The sequence below is a fragment of the Magnetospirillum molischianum DSM 120 genome (assembly GCF_000294655.1).
Classification (GTDB): domain Bacteria; phylum Pseudomonadota; class Alphaproteobacteria; order Rhodospirillales; family Magnetospirillaceae; genus Phaeospirillum; species Phaeospirillum molischianum.
This window is the reverse complement of record NZ_CAHP01000001.1, coordinates 102550-117948: the sequence shown is the minus strand read 5'-3', so window position 1 is coordinate 117948 and position 15399 is coordinate 102550. Positions and strand designations below refer to the sequence as shown.

Sequence of the window (15399 nt, the reverse complement as noted above, 5' to 3'; positions counted from 1 at the left end):
TCGGTTATGCCACGACCGTGCTCAAGGACGGTAAATCGGCGCTCAACACTCGGTTACGCCCGGCGTTCTTGGCCATATAAAGGGCGCTGTCGGCCCGATTGATCGCATCCGACAGGCTTTCGCCGTCACCGATTTCGGCAACGCCGATGCTGGCCGACAGCATCGCGCGGACGGTACCGTTGCCAACAGAAAGGGTCGTGATCGCCCCACCCAACCGTTCTGAAATCTCCATTGCGCTCCCCAGAGCGGTATCGGGGAAGCAGACGACGAATTCCTCGCCACCCCAGCGGGCGACCAGATCGCCGGTTCGCACCACGGTTGACAGGCAATCGGAGACCTTCTTGAGCGCCTGATCGCCGATTGAATGCCCCATCGTGTCGTTGATCCGCTTGAAATGATCGAGATCGATCATGGCAACGGATAAAATCCCGCCGCGACGGCGCGTTCTCGCCAATTCCGACTCCGCCAACGCACAAAAGCTTGTCCGGTTCATTAAGCCGGTCAAGCCATCCGTGGAGGCCAGACGCTGAAAATGAGACCGCTCGGCCAGCAAGGTCGGGATAGCCGTGCCGACATACGTAATCGCGCCGATAGCGAGCATCGCCCCCTGATATTCGAAGGCCCCTTCTCCGACGCCAAAGAGCATCGCCCGCACGACGAACAGAAGTTCCGACCAGGACACCAGGATCGAGATCGAGATCGGAGAGAGCCGGTGCGTCGCCCACAGCAACGGAAGCAATTGAAGATAGGCTTCCAGCGACACGGGAATGCGCCCGGCGGAGAGATAGACCAAGTAGGACGACGTACAGAAAAGAACTGTCGTCAGAACGAGCCAATTCAGCGTTTCGGCCTGGAACGGAGTTCCAAAGCGTCCGCGATGAATAATGCAGAGAAAGGGAAGGGTCAGCGTGCTGACGGCGATCAAGTCGCCAATCCACCATCCCGGCGCCAGTTCCAGCGCCTGCGCCAAAGTGACGTTGGTAAAGGCCGCGAGATTCAGCACACCGCCAATCGCCGCGATGCCACAAAAGAGCGGTGCCCAAAGGAAGCCGACACCGACATGATCGATTTTATCCCGAGGCAAGCGGCTGCGGTTCAGAACCCAGGCGAACCCGCCATAGCTAACGACATGAATCGCCCCATAGACGACCGCCAGACAGATTGGATTCCAGCCGATGGAATTGTCCAACATCAGGCTGCTCAGAATCGCGGGAGCACCCGCGCCAATCCACACCATGGGAATCGCCGCCCAGCCGAAGGCAAGGAACAGGGCGACGTCAAGCGCGGAAGGAGGAAACCACAGGCTGGCATGACGATCATAACCAAGCACATAGGACAAGGCCCACAACCCAATCCATGCCAACACGGCAAGCCCCAAACGCGCTCCATATCGATGAATATAGTTTGTAACGAATTCTGTCGAAAACATTGGAACGGCTTCCATTTTCGCGACCGACACCGGATCCAAGAATGCTTATACGATAGCATAGGAGTCCTGGCCTGATGAGACGATCTTCGCCTCAAAATTCAAATATAATTATTCAATTTCGCCTTATGATGCTATAGCCAAAGGCCTATAAATCACTGCCTCATGAGCCAGAGCGGGATAAGAAGGCCGTCGCGAAATCCGGCATTCCAGCAATCGCTTTCCGGCGGCAGGCGATACGGATTCAGCGCCACCATTGTCGCCTCCAGAGGCCCGATGACGGGATCGAGTTGATCGCGACCAACCGACCATCCTTCCGCATAGATGCGGCCGAAAAGCGACGAGCCGATCAGGTTGGCCGGCAAACTGGCTGCCAGCCGGTCGGGCGGTGGATCGCTTGGGGGCAAGACTATCGGCGCGGGCGACGGGGGAGCAATCCTTTCACGCGCGATCGTGCGATCCAGCCAAATGCCCTGCTCCTGCCCTATTAGCGGGGCTTCGGGGACGAAAACCCGCAAATTCTCCTCATTGATCGGTTCGATGAATTTGCAGTGAATACCGATAGAATCCATCCCGACGATGGTGCAGTCATAGGTCTGGTTTTGCGCTTTCAGCCCAATCCGGCCCCCCTCGTCCGGGTTTTTCGACCCGATCATCGCCAGATGAGTTCCGCCCCGACCAAAATTACGGATAATGCACAGAGCATTGACGCCGTTCCGGGTCGTCATGATTCCCTTCTGCTGGGAGTCGTACCGTTTATAGCGTCGGTTTTCCTGGGTTGAGAGTCTCGGCATTTCGGCCACCTTTCCGATACGCGTTACTCCGCCGCGACCTTCGCCGCGCGGAACCGTATGGGACCGAACACTACAATCCCGTTAGTATAAAAAAAGAGCCGGATAATACGCACTATTATTGATAGTATTGATCCATGCATTTAAGGGTATAAAGATAGTATGGATGAAAAGATTGACCGAATCACTTGATCAAGATGCGCCGACTCGGTTTCGTGCCAATAGGCCCCTGGCGGAAACGACAGCCTGCCATGGCAAGCTGAAGCTTATCCCAGCGGATAATGACCCGACGAACACCACAACAACCAGGCCAAGATTTAATAAGTCACAAATGTGACTCAGCGTTGACAGAAACCACGCCGCTACCGTATGAACAATCATGCATTCTTCATACGGATGACAGGCCATGCTCCAGAGACTGTTTGGCGATGCGGCATCCTCCTTCCGCGTAAAACTGATCAGTCTCTATGCCCTGCTCGGGCTATTCAATATAGTGGCATGGGCCTGGGCGCTGGTCGCCTTCCAAGATTATCCGGTCCTGCTGGGAACAGCTCTACTGGCCTATACTTTGGGACTGCGCCATGCCGTCGATGCCGATCACATCGCCGCCATCGACAACGTGACCCGCAAAATGATGCAGGAAGGCAAACGCCCCCTAACGGTCGGATTGTTCTTCTCACTGGGCCATTCCAGCATCGTGCTCGGCCTTTCAGTCGCCATCGCCGTCACCACTGCGGCGCTTCAGAGCCGATTCGAAGCGTTCAAGGAGGTCGGCGGCATCATCGGAACCAGCGTATCCGCTTTTTTCCTGTTCGCGATTGCCGCCGCCAACATCGTCGTTCTGGTCGCGATCATTAAAACCTTCCGTGCGGTCAAAGCCGGAAGGCCGTTGGTGGAAGAGGATATCGACCTGCTGCTGGCCAATCGCGGCCTGCTGGGACGAATGTTCCGGCGGCTGTTCCGGCTGATCGAGCGCAGTTGGCACATGTATCCGCTGGGCCTGCTGTTCGGCCTGGGCTTCGACACGGCGACCGAGGTCGGGCTGCTCGGCATCTCGGCCAGTCAGGCGTCGATGGGACTGCCAATCTGGTCGATTTTGGTCTTCCCGGTCCTGTTCACCGCCGGAATGACCCTGGTGGACACCATCGACAGCACACTGATGCTGGCCGCCTACGATTGGGCGTTCAAGAAACCGATTCGCAAACTCTATTACAACATCACCATCACCTTCCTCTCGGTTGTAATCGCCGTCCTGATCGGCTGCATCGAGACCCTGGCTCTGCTGGCCGACAAGCTCAGTCTGGAGGGCGCGTTCTGGGACTCGATCGGAGCGGTCAGCGAGAATTTCGGCGTCGTCGGCTTTGGCCTGATCGGGCTGTTCATGGCAACCTGGGCGATCTCGACGGTGATCTATCGGGTCAGGCGCTACGACGAGATCGAAGTCGAGGTCCGAACCTGACGAACCCGCGCGGGCATAATCGATCAGCAGATACGGGGCAATTGCTCGCCCGCCAGCCAATCGACAATGCGCCCGCCACCGAACGCGGTGCGCATCTGGACGAAATGCCGGTCATCCTCGACCACCGTCCCGATGAGCGCCGCCTCACCCCCCAGCGGATGGGCACGCATCGCGGCAAGCAAAGACCCGGCGCCGGCCGGATCGACCACCGCGATTAACTTGCCCTCGTTGGCAACGGTCAGCGGATCGATTCCCAGCAAGTCGCACGCCGCGATAACCTGCGACTTGACCGGAATCGTCCCCTCTTCGATCACGATCCCGACGCCGGATTGGTGAGCGATCTCGTTCAGGGTCGCGGCCACTCCACCCCGCGTCGGGTCACGCATCAGCCTCAGATGCGGCCCGGCGGCGGCCACCATCGCGGCGACAAGATCATGCAGAGCAACGGAATCCGACAAGATCGCGGTCTCGAATTCCAGATTCTCACGAGACGACAAGATCGCGATGCCATGATCACCAATCGAACCGGACAGAACCACCCGGTCACCGGGCCGGGCGCGGTCGCCCGACAAGACCAGTCCCGGCGGCACTACACCAACCCCGGCGGTCGAGATAAACAATCCATCGGCCTTGCCGCGCTCGACCACCTTGGTATCGCCGGTAACGACCGGCACCCCGGCGGCACGAGATGCCGCCCCCATGCTTTGGGCGATGCGGTCGAGATCGGCGAGCGGGAAGCCCTCTTCAATGATAAGGCTGACCGACAGGTACAGCGGCACGGCCCCCGACATCGCGATATCGTTGATGGTGCCATGGACCGCGAGCGAACCGATATCGCCACCGGGAAAGAACAGCGGCGACACGACATAGCCGTCGGTTGACATCGCCAGCCGCCCCGAACGTGGCAGCGGCATCACCGCCTGATCGTTACCCTGGCCCAGGAAATCGTTGGCCAGGGCGGGCTGGAAGATCGCCTCGATCAGTTGGGCCATTGCCCGCCCACCCGCGCCATGGGTCATTTCGACACGGCCGCCGACAAGATCGAGCCGACTGCGGAAAAGGTCGCGGCTCATGCCGGCACCCGCTCGGCGGCAACGGATGCGGCGGGGGAGCGGAAACGGCCATAACTCCATTGAGCGGCGCAGGCTCCTTCGGACGAGACCATGCAGGCTCCGATTGGACTGTCCGGGGTACAGGCGACACCGAACAACCGGCACTCTTCAGGCCGTTTCACTCCACGCAGAACCGCCCCGCACGCGCATCCCGGATGGTCGGCCGCCGCGACGGTCTCGATTTCAAAGCGGGTCTCGGCATCGAACCGACTCCAGGCGGGCCGCAGCCGCAAACCGCTGTGGGGCAGCGCTCCTAGACCACGCCATTCGAACGCCTCGCGCGGTTCGAACATTTCGGCGACCAAAGCCTGGGCCTTGCGGTTGCCGTTCGCCGTCACGGCGCGGATATACTGGTTCTCGATCTCGTGGCGCCCCTGATTGACCTGCCGCACCAGCATCAACACCGCCTGGAGAACGTCGAGGGGTTCGAACCCGGCGATCGCCACCGGCTTGGCGAATTCGGTCGCGCAGAAGGCATAGGCATCGGCCCCGATCACCGTCGAGACATGAGCCGGGCCGACAAAGCCATCGATTTTCACTCCGTCCCGCCGCGCCTCGGGTCCGGCAACGATGGCCCGGATCGCAGCGGGAGTCAGGACGTGATTACAGAAGATCGAGAAATTGGAAAGACCGGACTGTGCTGCCAGCCGGATCGCCATTGCTGTCGGAGGCGAGGTGGTTTCGAAGCCAATAGCAAAAAACACCACCTCGCGCGTCGGCTCCCGCTCCGCAATGCCGACAGCATCCAGCGTCGAATAGACCATCCGAATATCGGCTCCGGCGGCCTTGGCCTTCAACAGGCTGTCGCCGTTCGAACCCGGCACCCGCATCAGGTCGCCATAGGTGCACAGCGTGATTTCAGGACTGGCGGCAAGCCGTATCGCGGCGTCGATCCGCCCGACCGGCAACACGCAGACCGGACAGCCGGGACCGTGGATCATCCGCACCTGCGGCGGCAACAGATCTTCCAGCCCATAACGAGCGATGGCGTGGGTATGCCCGCCGCAAAATTCCATCAGGCGATAGGACCGCATGGGATCGGCCTCGGCCCGGATGGCGGCGGCAATTCCCTGAGCCAGCGCGCCGTCGCGATATTCCCCGACATGCTTCATCGCCCTTCCTCCGCCGCCACGCCCATTTCGGCGAGCAGCGCCAGAGTCCGCTGCGCTTCCACCTCATCGATCCGAGCCAGGGCATGGCCGACATGGACGATCACGTAATCGCCGACCGCCACCTCGTCGAGTAGCCCGACCGAAATCGTCTTGAGGATTCCGTCCAGACTGACCCGAGCCATCTCGTCGGGAAGCAAGTCGATCACTTCGGCAGGAATGGCTAGACACATCGACGCTTCTCCTTCACGAGTCCGACCCGGCTGCCCACGCCCGCGCCATCGCGGCCTGCCCCAACGATAGCCCTCCATCGTTGCACGGCACCGCCCGCGCCAGCAGCGGCTTCAGCCCACGCTCTTGCAACGCGGCGGCCAGCCCGTCCGCCAACACGCAATTCATCAGGCAGCCGCCGCCCAGCGCAACACAATCCATCTCCTGGCGTGACGCAGCCCCAGCGATCCAGGCGGCAAGGCCCGCGATCAGCGTACCGTGAAACAGCTCCGCCCCGGCGCGACAATCGATTCCCGGCGCGGCCAAAGCCGCCAGCAGCGGGGTGAAATCAAGTGTATCGCCGGTCAGAACAAAGCCCCCTTCCAGCCGACGAGGCGCCGTCACCAGCGCCTCTAGTTCCATCGCCGCCTGCCCCTCGTAATCCTGGTGAGTGCGCAAGCCCAACAAAGCGGACGCGGCGTCGAACAAACGTCCCAGGCTAGTGGTGGTCGGCGCAGCGACAACCCGCGCCGCCAACGCCGCCGCCAGCGGTATTTCAGGAAAAAGCGCGGGAACCGCGTCCAGCCGCCCAAGCGCATACAGCGCCGCGACTGCCATCCGCCAGGGTTCACGAGCCGCACGGTCGCCGCCCAGCAGGGCCAGCGGCCGCAGATGTCCGATCCGCCGCCATGTCGCGCCCGCGACGATCATCATTTCGCCGCCCCAATTGCCGCCATCGTCGCCGCGACCATGACCGTCGAGCGCCACTCCGAGCAAAGGACCGCGATGCTGGTGTTCGGCCGCGATTGCGGCCAGATGAGCGGCATGATGCTGAACACGCAACAGGGGACGGTCAAAAGCCTCCGCATAACGGGTCGAACCGTAATCAGAATGCCCGTCGCAGGCGATGAGGTCGGGGGTGACATCCAGCACCCGCGACAGATGGGCAACCGTCTCATGATAGAACCGAACCGTCTCCACCGTATCGAGATCGCCGATATGCTGGGAAACGAACGCCTCGCGCCCGCGTGTCAGTGTCACCGTCGCCTTCAGGTGCGCGCCGACACCCAGAACGCACGGGCCATCCGCGCCAAGATCGATTGGATCGGGCACGAACCCGCGTGCCCGCCGCAAAAAGACCGGCTTGGCAGCCGCCACCGCCATCACAGAATCGTCGGCCCGAACCAGAATCGGGCGGTCATGGGTCACGATCAGATCGGCGATCCCGGCCAACCGCCGTCTGGCGTCGTCGTCCTCAACCGCCAGCGGCTCGCCTCCGGGATTGGCGCTGGTGGCAACCAGCGCGACCGACAGCGCCCGGTTCCGCCAAGCCCGGTCCTGCGGCCGCCCTGCCAATTCGTGAAAGATCAGGTGGTGAAGCGGGGCATAAGGAAGCAAAAACCCCACCCGTGACAAATTCGGCGCGACCGAGGGAGCCAGGATGTTGGGACGCAGAGGCATCAGGACGATGGGCCGTGCCGGGGTCGCGATCAAGTCGCGGTGCGCCGCCTCGGGCACGGCGAAGCGATCGAGCGAAACCGCATTGGCGATCATCACGGCAAAGGGTTTGGCCTCGCGGGCCTTGCGCCGCCGTAATTCGGCGACGCTCTGCTCGTTGAGGGCATCGCACATCAAGTGAAAGCCGCCGATCCCTTTTACCGCGACGATCCGCCCGGCCGACAGCGCCGCGACGATTTCGGCGACGGGATGACTGAGGCGGGGACCACAGACCGGGCAGGCGATTGGCTCGGCATGAAAGCGGCGGTCGCGGGGATCGCGATACGCGCGGTCACACTCCGGGCACAACGCGAACCCGTCCATCGCAGTATTGGAGCGGTCATAGGGCACGGCGCGGGTAATGGTGAAACGCGGCCCGCAATGGGTACAGGTGACAAAGGGATAGAGGTAAAAGCGACTGGCCGGGTCGAACAGATCGTCCAGACAAGCATCGCAGGTCGCGGCATCGGCGGGAATCGAGGTGGCAGCCCTGCCGCCCTCCCCGCTCGGCGCGATGACAAAGCCATCCCCGCCACGGGAACGAAGCGGGCGACGTTCCAGCGCATCGATCCGGGCCAGCGGCGGCGCTTCGGCCCGCAATGCCGCGGCGAACGCTTCGACGGCCGTTCCTTCGACCTCGATCGCCACCCCCTCGGCATCGTTACGGACAAAACCAACCAGCCCCAGCCGCTCGGCCAGACCGAACACGAACGGCCGCATGCCGACGCCCTGGACCCTTCCACGCAGCCGGATCGCTTCCCGCGTCACCGCCCGATCCTTTCGCCTCACGCCAAAGCGGCGGCCTTCGCCGTCGCGCGGGCCAGCGCCTGCCCAGCCCTGACCCAATCGAGAAACGAGTCGAGTCCCTCGCCGCTGCGGGCCGACACCGTTAGAATCTTCAGACGAGGATTAACCCGCAGCGCGTTGGCGACACAGGCGGCAACATCGAATTCGATATGCGGCAACAGATCGGACTTGTTGAGCAGCATCAGATCGGCGGCGGCGAACATGTCGGGATATTTAAGCGGCTTGTCCTCGCCCTCGGTGACCGACAGCACCACCACCTTGTGCGCCTCGCCCAGATCGAACGCCGCCGGACAAACCAGATTGCCGACATTCTCGATGAACAGCACACTCCCCGGCTCCAAAGGCAAATCATCCAGAGCATGCCCAACCATATGAGCGTCAAGATGGCAGCCCTTGCCGGTGTTGATCTGGATCGCGGCAACGCCGGTGGCACGGATACGGGCGGCGTCGTTCGAGGTTTGCTGATCGCCTTCGATCACCGCGACCGGAACTTTTCCAACCAGATCGGAGAGAACACGGACCAGCAACGCCGTCTTGCCCGAACCGGGACTGGAAACCAGATTCAGCGCGAAAACACCCAATTCCGCCAGCCGCGCCCGGTTGGCGGCAGCATGGGAATCGTTCTTCGACAGGATATCGCGCTCGATCCGCACGATTCGCTCCTGGCTCAGTCCCGGCACATGCACCCCCGCCAGCCCCGTTCCATAATCATGGCTATGGCCGTGGCCGTGATCGTGGCCGTGATCGTGAGAGTGAACATGGTCGGCTCCGGTCTTGCCGGTTTCGACCGACGCTTCGCCGCATCCGCAAACGGTGCACATCATCCGATCTCCACTTCCCTGACTCGCAATTCGTCTCCAGCCGTCATCTGGACATGATGACGGCCGCATTCGGGGCACGCGCCGAACCGCTCGGACAGCGGAACGGTCTTGCCGCAATCAAGGCACCAGCCCGCCCCCGCCACCCGGACGATCTCCAGCCGTGCTCCCGCCGCCGCGCTGTCGCGGCAAACCGCATCGAAGCAAAACAGCAATGCCTCGGGCGAGACATGACTGAGGATTCCGACCTCGACCACCACACTTTTCACCTGCGCGATATCTTTGTCGCGGATCGCGTCTTCGACCAGATCGATCACACTTTCAGCCAGCGCCATCTCATGCATGAGTCACCACGATCTTGCAGGCGACACAGGGATCGAACAAAGCGGCCAACCGGGCAACGCTTCGTTCGACGGAAACGGCTCCGCCGGGACGAAGCCGAGTCAGCGCTGCGGCGAACGGGCCGTCAGGGGCAAAAGTCCATGCCGTCGGTGCGAGGATAAGGTAGCGGTCGAGGCGGCCGCCTCGGTCCAGAACGGCAAGATGATGAAGTCGCCCCCGTGGGCCTTCGATAGCGGCAAAGCCGATACCGGGCGCAATCTGCCCGGCCCGCAGCCAGGGAATCGCGGTCTCCTCGACCATTCCGGCCACACGTCGCGCCGCCTGGGCAATTTCGGCAAAGCGGGCGGACAAGGGCCGACGACACGGGCGACCGGCCCGCGCGGCGCGAGCGACCGGGCCGGTATGAACCCGGCGACCCGGCAGAACCGGCCGCGCCGCAAATGCCTCGCCCGCGTCAAGCAGCGCCGCAACGACTGCCTCATCGTCATCCGGGCCAAGCGGGTCGATCACGCCCTCATCGGACCACAGGATCTCGGCCGCGCAAGACGTAACCCGCCCGGCCCAGGACTCAGGCAAAGGCAGGTCCTCCGTAAGACCGAGCACGGCCAGCGCCTCTTCAATCCCGGCTCCATCGGCTGTTCCATTGGCCAGGGTGCCGCTCCCAGCGGCCAAAACATGCCGCAATGCCTGGATTTCGTTCGGGTCGGGCGTTACCACGTCGGCGAACCCGATCGCCGTCGCCCGAAGAAGCTCGACCAGACGCTCGGCGGCAAGGCGGCGCTCGGCCAAAGCAGAATCGAACGGACCAAGCGACACACCCGCCGCCGTCAGGGCGGATCGGGCCGCCAGCGATTGCGAGACCGCGCATAACGTATGGAGACGCCCGACCAGATCGGGGATTTGATCCAACGGATGGCGAACGAGCACAGCCCCGATATTGTAGGGACGATCGCAGGCGATCGAGGCGGCAACAACGGCTCCCTCGGCCATTGTCGCGGCAATATGAACACAGCCGACAGACAATGGCGCGGTCACGATACGACGGCTCCGCGCCCGAACAGCATCTCGCGGCGATTGCGCGGCACGGCCAGGGCGGCAGGGGATGGAACTGATTCGAACAACGCCGCCAGTGCCGCCGTCGCCGTGATCCGCGTCACCTCGGGATCGTCGAACGACACCATCGGCGAGAACAGTGACACTGAATCCAGCCGCCCGAATCCCTCGACCGATCCGACAACAAAATCGAGGGTGCCCAGTGGCAACGCCAGGGCATGACTATCGCCGGGCAAGGCGGGGGGCAGCGACGAACCGCCCGCGATTTCGGCCAAACAGATATTCATGAACCACGGGGTGACAAGAGCGCCGATTGCCCATCCCCGGTGCGGGCGGAACCCAACCGCCTGAACCTCCAGCCGCGGGTTATGGATCGGCAAATCCCGCATCGACCGGATGTCGATCTCGCGATAGATCGCCTCCAGCCGGTCGCCAACCTGCCTCGCCGCATCCATCATGCGAAATAGGCCCGGTCGATCTGGGCCACCCGCAACGCGGAATCGCGAATATCCTCTTCGGTGGCGCAGGCCGCCGCCGGCACGTCGCCAATCTCCAGCGTATCGAGCACGATGGCTCCGGCGGCATCGACGTATTGCACCGACCAGACATGACGGGTCGCGGTCGAAACCACCCGGCAACTGGCATAACCGCGTGATAAGATTCGGACCGGCCCCGTGCCGAGCAGTTCCTGAAGGAAGGTCATGTCCTCAAGTGGAACCGGCAGGTGCGAAACGGTAACGACGCGGTTGGGCTGCCCCGGACGCCACGATTCCAGGTGGGCGCCAATCTCGGCGACCAGCACCGACGCGGTGACAAGGCCCGCAGGGAGAGCGGCAAGCGCGATGTCGGGACGGGTCAGGACGGTCGCGGCACCACGTACTGCCTCGGGAATGGCAGCAACGTCAAGGTAGTCGGCGACGATCCGGCCCTCGGAATCGACACAACGGACGCGCCACAGCCCCGCCATCACCGCTTCCTCGATGTGAGCGACGATCCCATCGGGCATGGTCACGACGCCCGAGACCTCGCCTTCGCCCAGGACATCAGCGATCAGGGTCAGTTCCAATTCGTCGAGACCGGCCAGATCGAAGCGGTGATCGGACTGCCCCGCGCTCCTCGCCGTCAGAGCCTCGGCAAGCCGGGGCAACAGAGCGGCGACACGCGGACAGCGCGCCACCGCCTCTTCGGCTCCGCTCCCCGACAAAAAAGACAGCGATGGCGCGCGCTTGTCCCCGCTTTCCCCCAGAAGATCCAGAATCATCGCGGTTCCTCCCGGACTAAACGCTTGGCACCCGCAGGAAGTCGGGCAATTCCGGCTCGCGATCGATCAGATCGGCAAACAGATGGTCGTAGGGCCGTCCTTCGATCGCGGCGGCAACGCCGTCCAGGGCGTCGTCGATCAACCGCGCTTCTTCGGCCCCCAGAACCCGCACCGCCGTCCCCAGATAAACCAGGACCGGGGTTCCCGCAGGCTGCGGCCCGATCAGCAGCAAAGAGACTCGCTCTATCGTTCCCCGGCGGTCGCATTCGGCAAAGAAGTCGCCGCCCGTCACCACCCGCATCGGCAGCCCGATACACATTCGCGTTACTCCCCGGCGCGACGCTCGAAACTGGCGACATCGATATCGTGAGCCAGTAACCCCGCCCCGTCGTCTCCGGCAGGACGGGGGGTAACGACAAGCCCCCATTCGTCCAGAATTGCCAGCGCGGCTTCCAGTGCGGGGGCCAGCGCCGCCCGCACCGGAACTGTCAACGGGCCGCCCCAATCTTCAAGATCGAGCGGCTGGCAGCCGACCAGGGCCAGACGGCGCGGATACGATCCCAGCAAATCCGCTGCGCTCAACACTTCTTGAAAGCCGGTCTGGTGCAAACTCATCTTCTTCGCGCCGGTAAATTTCGGCACCTCGTCGTCCCGCACGATTTTCACCGTGCCAGGGGCAAGGCCGTAATCGATCGCATCGAACACCAAAAGCTGGTCCGCCTCGCGGACGAATTGGACGAGGTAAAGCCCCTGTGTCCCGCCATCGAGCACGGTCACGCTTTCGGGCACCGCATAGCGGCGGTGGAATGCCTCCACCGCTCGCACCCCAAAACCTTCATCGGCCCACAAAATGTTGCCGATGCCGAGGATAAGGGTTTTCGGCAAGGCGGGTGAGTGTGTCGCGATCATGGATCAGTGCCGGAAATCGTCGCGGAACACACGTTCGCCCGATACGATCGACGAGATCGTGCTCTGGCGCGACAGAATGTCTTCGCGGATTGCGGCATAGACATGGATGATGGCAAAGATCACGATCGACCACATGCCGAGATGATGCCATGTATGGACGTCTTGGGCGTTGGGCCAGATACTGAATACCCAGCCAAACAGCGCGAACTGCCAGCTGTCATTCCCCGTCCCCTGCGAATAAAGAGCAAACCCCGTGCAGATCATGAAGATCAGCACGACGACGAAGCTCGACATCGCGGCATGGCCCAACGGGTTGTGCCCGATATACTTTTTCGGGTCCTTGACCAGGAACAGATACCACTTCAGTTCGTAGACCAATCCCCAGCGCCATAGCTTGCTCCACACCGGCGGAACGAAGATCTGCTTGGAATAGCGATTACCGACAAAGGCCCAATACAGCCGGAACAGGAACCCGATGGCGAGTACATACCCGGCGGAGAAATGGGCAAAACGGATATAGCCCATGACGTAATAAGCGCTGGCCTCGCCCGGCATCGAAGGCAGGGGCGAACCGATAAGATATCCGGTCACTCCCAGCACGGTGATCGCCAGCGCGTTGATCCAGTGCCACAGCCGAACCGCCGTTTCATAGACATAGACGGTCTGGCGGCTTACCGCGCGCTCGCCCTGGCTGTCGATGGCCCCCTGGAGTTTAGTGAGTTCCGCCATAGCCTTTCCCCTTCCGACTTGGGTTCACGTCGTGACGGTGCAATGGGGCGGGTCGCCTTACGCCGACAAATGTCAGCGCACGGTGACCTTCGCCATCTCTTGCCCGTCCGGGCTCATCACATGGGTCGAACACGCGAGACAGGGATCGAAGGAATGCAGTGTGCGGATGATCTCCAACGGCTGATTCGGATCGGCGACCGGCGTGTCGAGCAGCGATGCCTCGAACGCACCGATATTGCCCTTGGGATCGCGCGGGCTGCCGTTCCAGGTGGTGGGGACGACACACTGGTAATTGTCGATCTTGGCGTCCTTGATCCGTATCCAGTGGCCAAGCGCGCCGCGTGGCGCTTCGGTGAAGCCGACGCCCCTCGCCTCTTTCGGCCAGGTTGAGGGCTGCCACTTATCGACATTGGCGGTGGCAAGATTGCCCGCCTTGATGCTGTCCATCAGCTTGTCCTGGAAATAGCGCATTTTTTGCGCCGCCCACTGGCATTCCAGGGCGCGCGCAGCGGTGCGTCCCAGTGTCGAGAACAGTGCCGAAAGCGGCAGACCGAGATCGGTCAACAACTTGTCGGTCGGGTCCTTGAATTCCGCTTTGCCCTGAGCATAGCCGATGATGTAACGGGCGAGTGGACCGACCTCGACAGCATTGCCCTTCCAACGCGGCGATTTGATCCAGGAATATTTCGCGGATTCGTCAAGGGCCTCGATATTGGTCTTGCTGCCCTTGGCGTTGGCACCAAGCTGATAGTTCTGTTCGGTCACGCCGTCATAGGGGTGCAGACCGATCGTCTCGTCGGGATATTTGTACCAGGAATGAGCAACGAATTCCTGGATCTGATCCGGCGCGTTCAGGTCGATCTCGTGGATTTCCTTCAGATTACCGCCCAGGATGACCCCGCGCGGCAGCAGAAGGCTTTTGTCTGAATAGTCATTGGCGTGTTCGGGAATGTCGCCATAGGACATCACCGATTTCGACGACAGCCCGCCGCCGTAAAGCCAGTCTTTATAGAACCCGGCGATGGCGACGACATCGGGCAAATAGACCTGTTCGACAAAATCCAGGGTCCGGTCGATCACCGACGAAACCAGATTCAGCCGTTCGATATTGATCGCACCGACCGCCCCGGTGCCATCGACATTGATCGAGCACGGCACGCCGCCGACCAGCCAGTTCGGGTGCGGGTTCTTGCCGCCATAGATGGTGTGGATCTTGACGATCTCTTTCTGGAAATCGAGCGCTTCCAGATAATGAGCCACCGCCAGCAGGTTCGCCTCGGGCGGCAACTTGTAGGCCGGATGCCCCCAATAACCGTTCTTAAACGGGCCGAGCTGGCCGGACTCGACGAAATTGCCCAGACGGGTCTGGAGATCCTTGAAATAACCGGGCGACGACATCGGCCAGCGCGAGATCGATTGCGCCAGAACGGAGGTCGCCTTCGGATCGGCCTTCAACGCCGACACCACATCGACCCAATCGAGCGCATGCAAATGGTAGAAATGGACCAGATGATCGTGGACCTGAAGAGCAAGCTGCATCAGGTTACGGATCGTATTGGCGTTTTCCGGGATGTCGATTTTCAGCGCGTTTTCCACCGCTCGCACCGAGGTCAGGGCGTGGGTCCCGGTGCAAACGCCGCAAATCCGCTCGGTAAAGGCCCAGGCGTCGCGGGGATCGCGTCCTTTCAGGATCACTTCGATCCCGCGCCACATCGTGCCGGTCGAGACGGCATTGCGGATCACGTTATTTTCATCGACGTTCACTTCAACGCGCAGATGTCCCTCGATGCGCGTAACGGGATCGACAACAATCCGCTTGCCGGACGCGTCGAGGGAGAAGCCATTCGGTGTCTGAGCGCCCATGACGATGTATTCC

General features: G+C 62.0%; 16 protein-coding genes. 1 reads left to right on the top strand and 15 read right to left on the bottom strand.

Annotated features, from left to right (window positions below; translation table 11 throughout):
- Positions 1-4: 4 nt before the first annotated feature.
- The gene (locus PHAMO_RS00525) at positions 5-1366 is read right to left on the bottom strand and encodes a sensor domain-containing diguanylate cyclase (RefSeq protein WP_162136934.1); all 1362 of its coding nucleotides are present in this window, start codon (positions 1364-1366) and stop codon (positions 5-7) included.
- A gap of 215 nt (positions 1367-1581) precedes the next feature.
- A complete protein-coding gene (locus PHAMO_RS00520) occupies positions 1582-2220 on the bottom strand; it encodes a hypothetical protein (protein ID WP_002725327.1) in 639 nt (212 codons plus the stop codon).
- Between the two features lie 403 nt (positions 2221-2623).
- Here PHAMO_RS00520 and PHAMO_RS00515 point away from each other — a divergent pair, with 403 nt between their 5' ends.
- Positions 2624-3676, top strand: a complete 1053-nt coding sequence (locus tag PHAMO_RS00515) for a HoxN/HupN/NixA family nickel/cobalt transporter (RefSeq protein ID WP_002725323.1) — start codon at positions 2624-2626, stop codon at positions 3674-3676.
- 23 nt (positions 3677-3699) lie between these two features.
- Here the strand turns inward: PHAMO_RS00515 and hypE are convergent, their stop codons facing one another.
- From hypE to PHAMO_RS00450, 13 genes are all read right to left on the bottom strand, one after another.
- Complete coding sequence (hypE, locus tag PHAMO_RS00510) at positions 3700-4749, bottom strand: hydrogenase expression/formation protein HypE (protein WP_002725321.1); 1050 nt, start codon at positions 4747-4749, stop codon at positions 3700-3702.
- A complete protein-coding gene (gene hypD / locus PHAMO_RS00505; RefSeq protein WP_002725319.1) occupies positions 4746-5900 on the bottom strand; it encodes a hydrogenase formation protein HypD in 1155 nt (384 codons plus the stop codon). The genes hypE and hypD overlap by 4 nt, the downstream gene beginning before the upstream one ends.
- Complete coding sequence (locus tag PHAMO_RS00500; RefSeq protein ID WP_002725317.1) at positions 5897-6130, bottom strand: HypC/HybG/HupF family hydrogenase formation chaperone; 234 nt, start codon at positions 6128-6130, stop codon at positions 5897-5899. The genes hypD and PHAMO_RS00500 overlap by 4 nt, the downstream gene beginning before the upstream one ends.
- A gap of 13 nt (positions 6131-6143) precedes the next feature.
- A complete protein-coding gene (hypF, locus tag PHAMO_RS00495; RefSeq protein ID WP_040565992.1) occupies positions 6144-8372 on the bottom strand; it encodes a carbamoyltransferase HypF in 2229 nt (742 codons plus the stop codon).
- 17 nt (positions 8373-8389) lie between these two features.
- Positions 8390-9232: a hydrogenase nickel incorporation protein HypB gene (hypB, locus tag PHAMO_RS00490; protein WP_040566014.1), complete on the bottom strand. Its 843-nt coding sequence runs from the start codon at positions 9230-9232 to the stop codon at positions 8390-8392.
- The gene (hypA, locus tag PHAMO_RS00485) at positions 9232-9573 is read right to left on the bottom strand and encodes a hydrogenase maturation nickel metallochaperone HypA (protein WP_002725314.1); all 342 of its coding nucleotides are present in this window, start codon (positions 9571-9573) and stop codon (positions 9232-9234) included. Before hypA ends, hypB begins: the two co-directional genes overlap by 1 nt.
- Positions 9566-10606, bottom strand: coding sequence for a hypothetical protein (locus tag PHAMO_RS00480; RefSeq protein ID WP_002725313.1), 1041 nt, complete (start codon positions 10604-10606; stop codon positions 9566-9568). The genes hypA and PHAMO_RS00480 overlap by 8 nt, the downstream gene beginning before the upstream one ends.
- Entirely contained in the window at positions 10603-11082 is a 480-nt protein-coding gene (gene hybE / locus PHAMO_RS00475) for a [NiFe]-hydrogenase assembly chaperone HybE (protein ID WP_002725312.1), read from the bottom strand. The genes PHAMO_RS00480 and hybE overlap by 4 nt, the downstream gene beginning before the upstream one ends.
- Entirely contained in the window at positions 11079-11885 is an 807-nt protein-coding gene (locus PHAMO_RS00470; protein ID WP_002725311.1) for a hydrogenase expression/formation protein, read from the bottom strand. The genes hybE and PHAMO_RS00470 overlap by 4 nt, the downstream gene beginning before the upstream one ends.
- A 16-nt stretch (positions 11886-11901) precedes the next feature.
- Entirely contained in the window at positions 11902-12204 is a 303-nt protein-coding gene (gene hypC, locus PHAMO_RS00465) for a HypC/HybG/HupF family hydrogenase formation chaperone (RefSeq protein WP_002725310.1), read from the bottom strand.
- A 5-nt stretch (positions 12205-12209) separates the two neighbouring features.
- Positions 12210-12794 (bottom strand): HyaD/HybD family hydrogenase maturation endopeptidase, encoded by a 585-nt coding sequence (locus tag PHAMO_RS00460; protein WP_002725309.1) that lies wholly within the window; start codon positions 12792-12794, stop codon positions 12210-12212.
- A gap of 3 nt (positions 12795-12797) precedes the next feature.
- Entirely contained in the window at positions 12798-13523 is a 726-nt protein-coding gene (gene cybH, locus PHAMO_RS00455; protein ID WP_002725308.1) for a Ni/Fe-hydrogenase, b-type cytochrome subunit, read from the bottom strand.
- A gap of 72 nt (positions 13524-13595) precedes the next feature.
- The gene (locus tag PHAMO_RS00450; protein ID WP_002725307.1) at positions 13596-15386 is read right to left on the bottom strand and encodes a nickel-dependent hydrogenase large subunit; all 1791 of its coding nucleotides are present in this window, start codon (positions 15384-15386) and stop codon (positions 13596-13598) included.
- Positions 15387-15399 lie beyond the last annotated feature (13 nt).

Bases quoted from the DNA above. Each gene is read 5' to 3' on its own strand.
- PHAMO_RS00520 (WP_002725327.1), bottom strand. From the start codon at position 2,220: ATGCCGAGACTCTCAACCCAGGAAAACCGACGCTATAAACGGTACGAC.
- PHAMO_RS00515 (WP_002725323.1), top strand. From the start codon at position 2,624: ATGCTCCAGAGACTGTTTGGCGATGCGGCATCCTCCTTCCGCGTAAAA.
- hypE (WP_002725321.1), bottom strand. From the start codon at position 4,749: ATGAGCCGCGACCTTTTCCGCAGTCGGCTCGATCTTGTCGGCGGCCGT.
- hypD (WP_002725319.1), bottom strand. From the start codon at position 5,900: ATGAAGCATGTCGGGGAATATCGCGACGGCGCGCTGGCTCAGGGAATT.
- PHAMO_RS00500 (WP_002725317.1), bottom strand. From the start codon at position 6,130: ATGTGTCTAGCCATTCCTGCCGAAGTGATCGACTTGCTTCCCGACGAG.
- hypB (WP_040566014.1), bottom strand. From the start codon at position 9,232: ATGTGCACCGTTTGCGGATGCGGCGAAGCGTCGGTCGAAACCGGCAAG.
- hypA (WP_002725314.1), bottom strand. From the start codon at position 9,573: ATGCATGAGATGGCGCTGGCTGAAAGTGTGATCGATCTGGTCGAAGAC.
- hybE (WP_002725312.1), bottom strand. From the start codon at position 11,082: ATGATGGATGCGGCGAGGCAGGTTGGCGACCGGCTGGAGGCGATCTAT.
- PHAMO_RS00470 (WP_002725311.1), bottom strand. From the start codon at position 11,885: ATGATTCTGGATCTTCTGGGGGAAAGCGGGGACAAGCGCGCGCCATCG.
- hypC (WP_002725310.1), bottom strand. From the start codon at position 12,204: ATGTGTATCGGGCTGCCGATGCGGGTGGTGACGGGCGGCGACTTCTTT.
- PHAMO_RS00460 (WP_002725309.1), bottom strand. From the start codon at position 12,794: ATGATCGCGACACACTCACCCGCCTTGCCGAAAACCCTTATCCTCGGC.
- cybH (WP_002725308.1), bottom strand. From the start codon at position 13,523: ATGGCGGAACTCACTAAACTCCAGGGGGCCATCGACAGCCAGGGCGAG.
- PHAMO_RS00450 (WP_002725307.1), bottom strand. From the start codon at position 15,386: ATGGGCGCTCAGACACCGAATGGCTTCTCCCTCGACGCGTCCGGCAAG.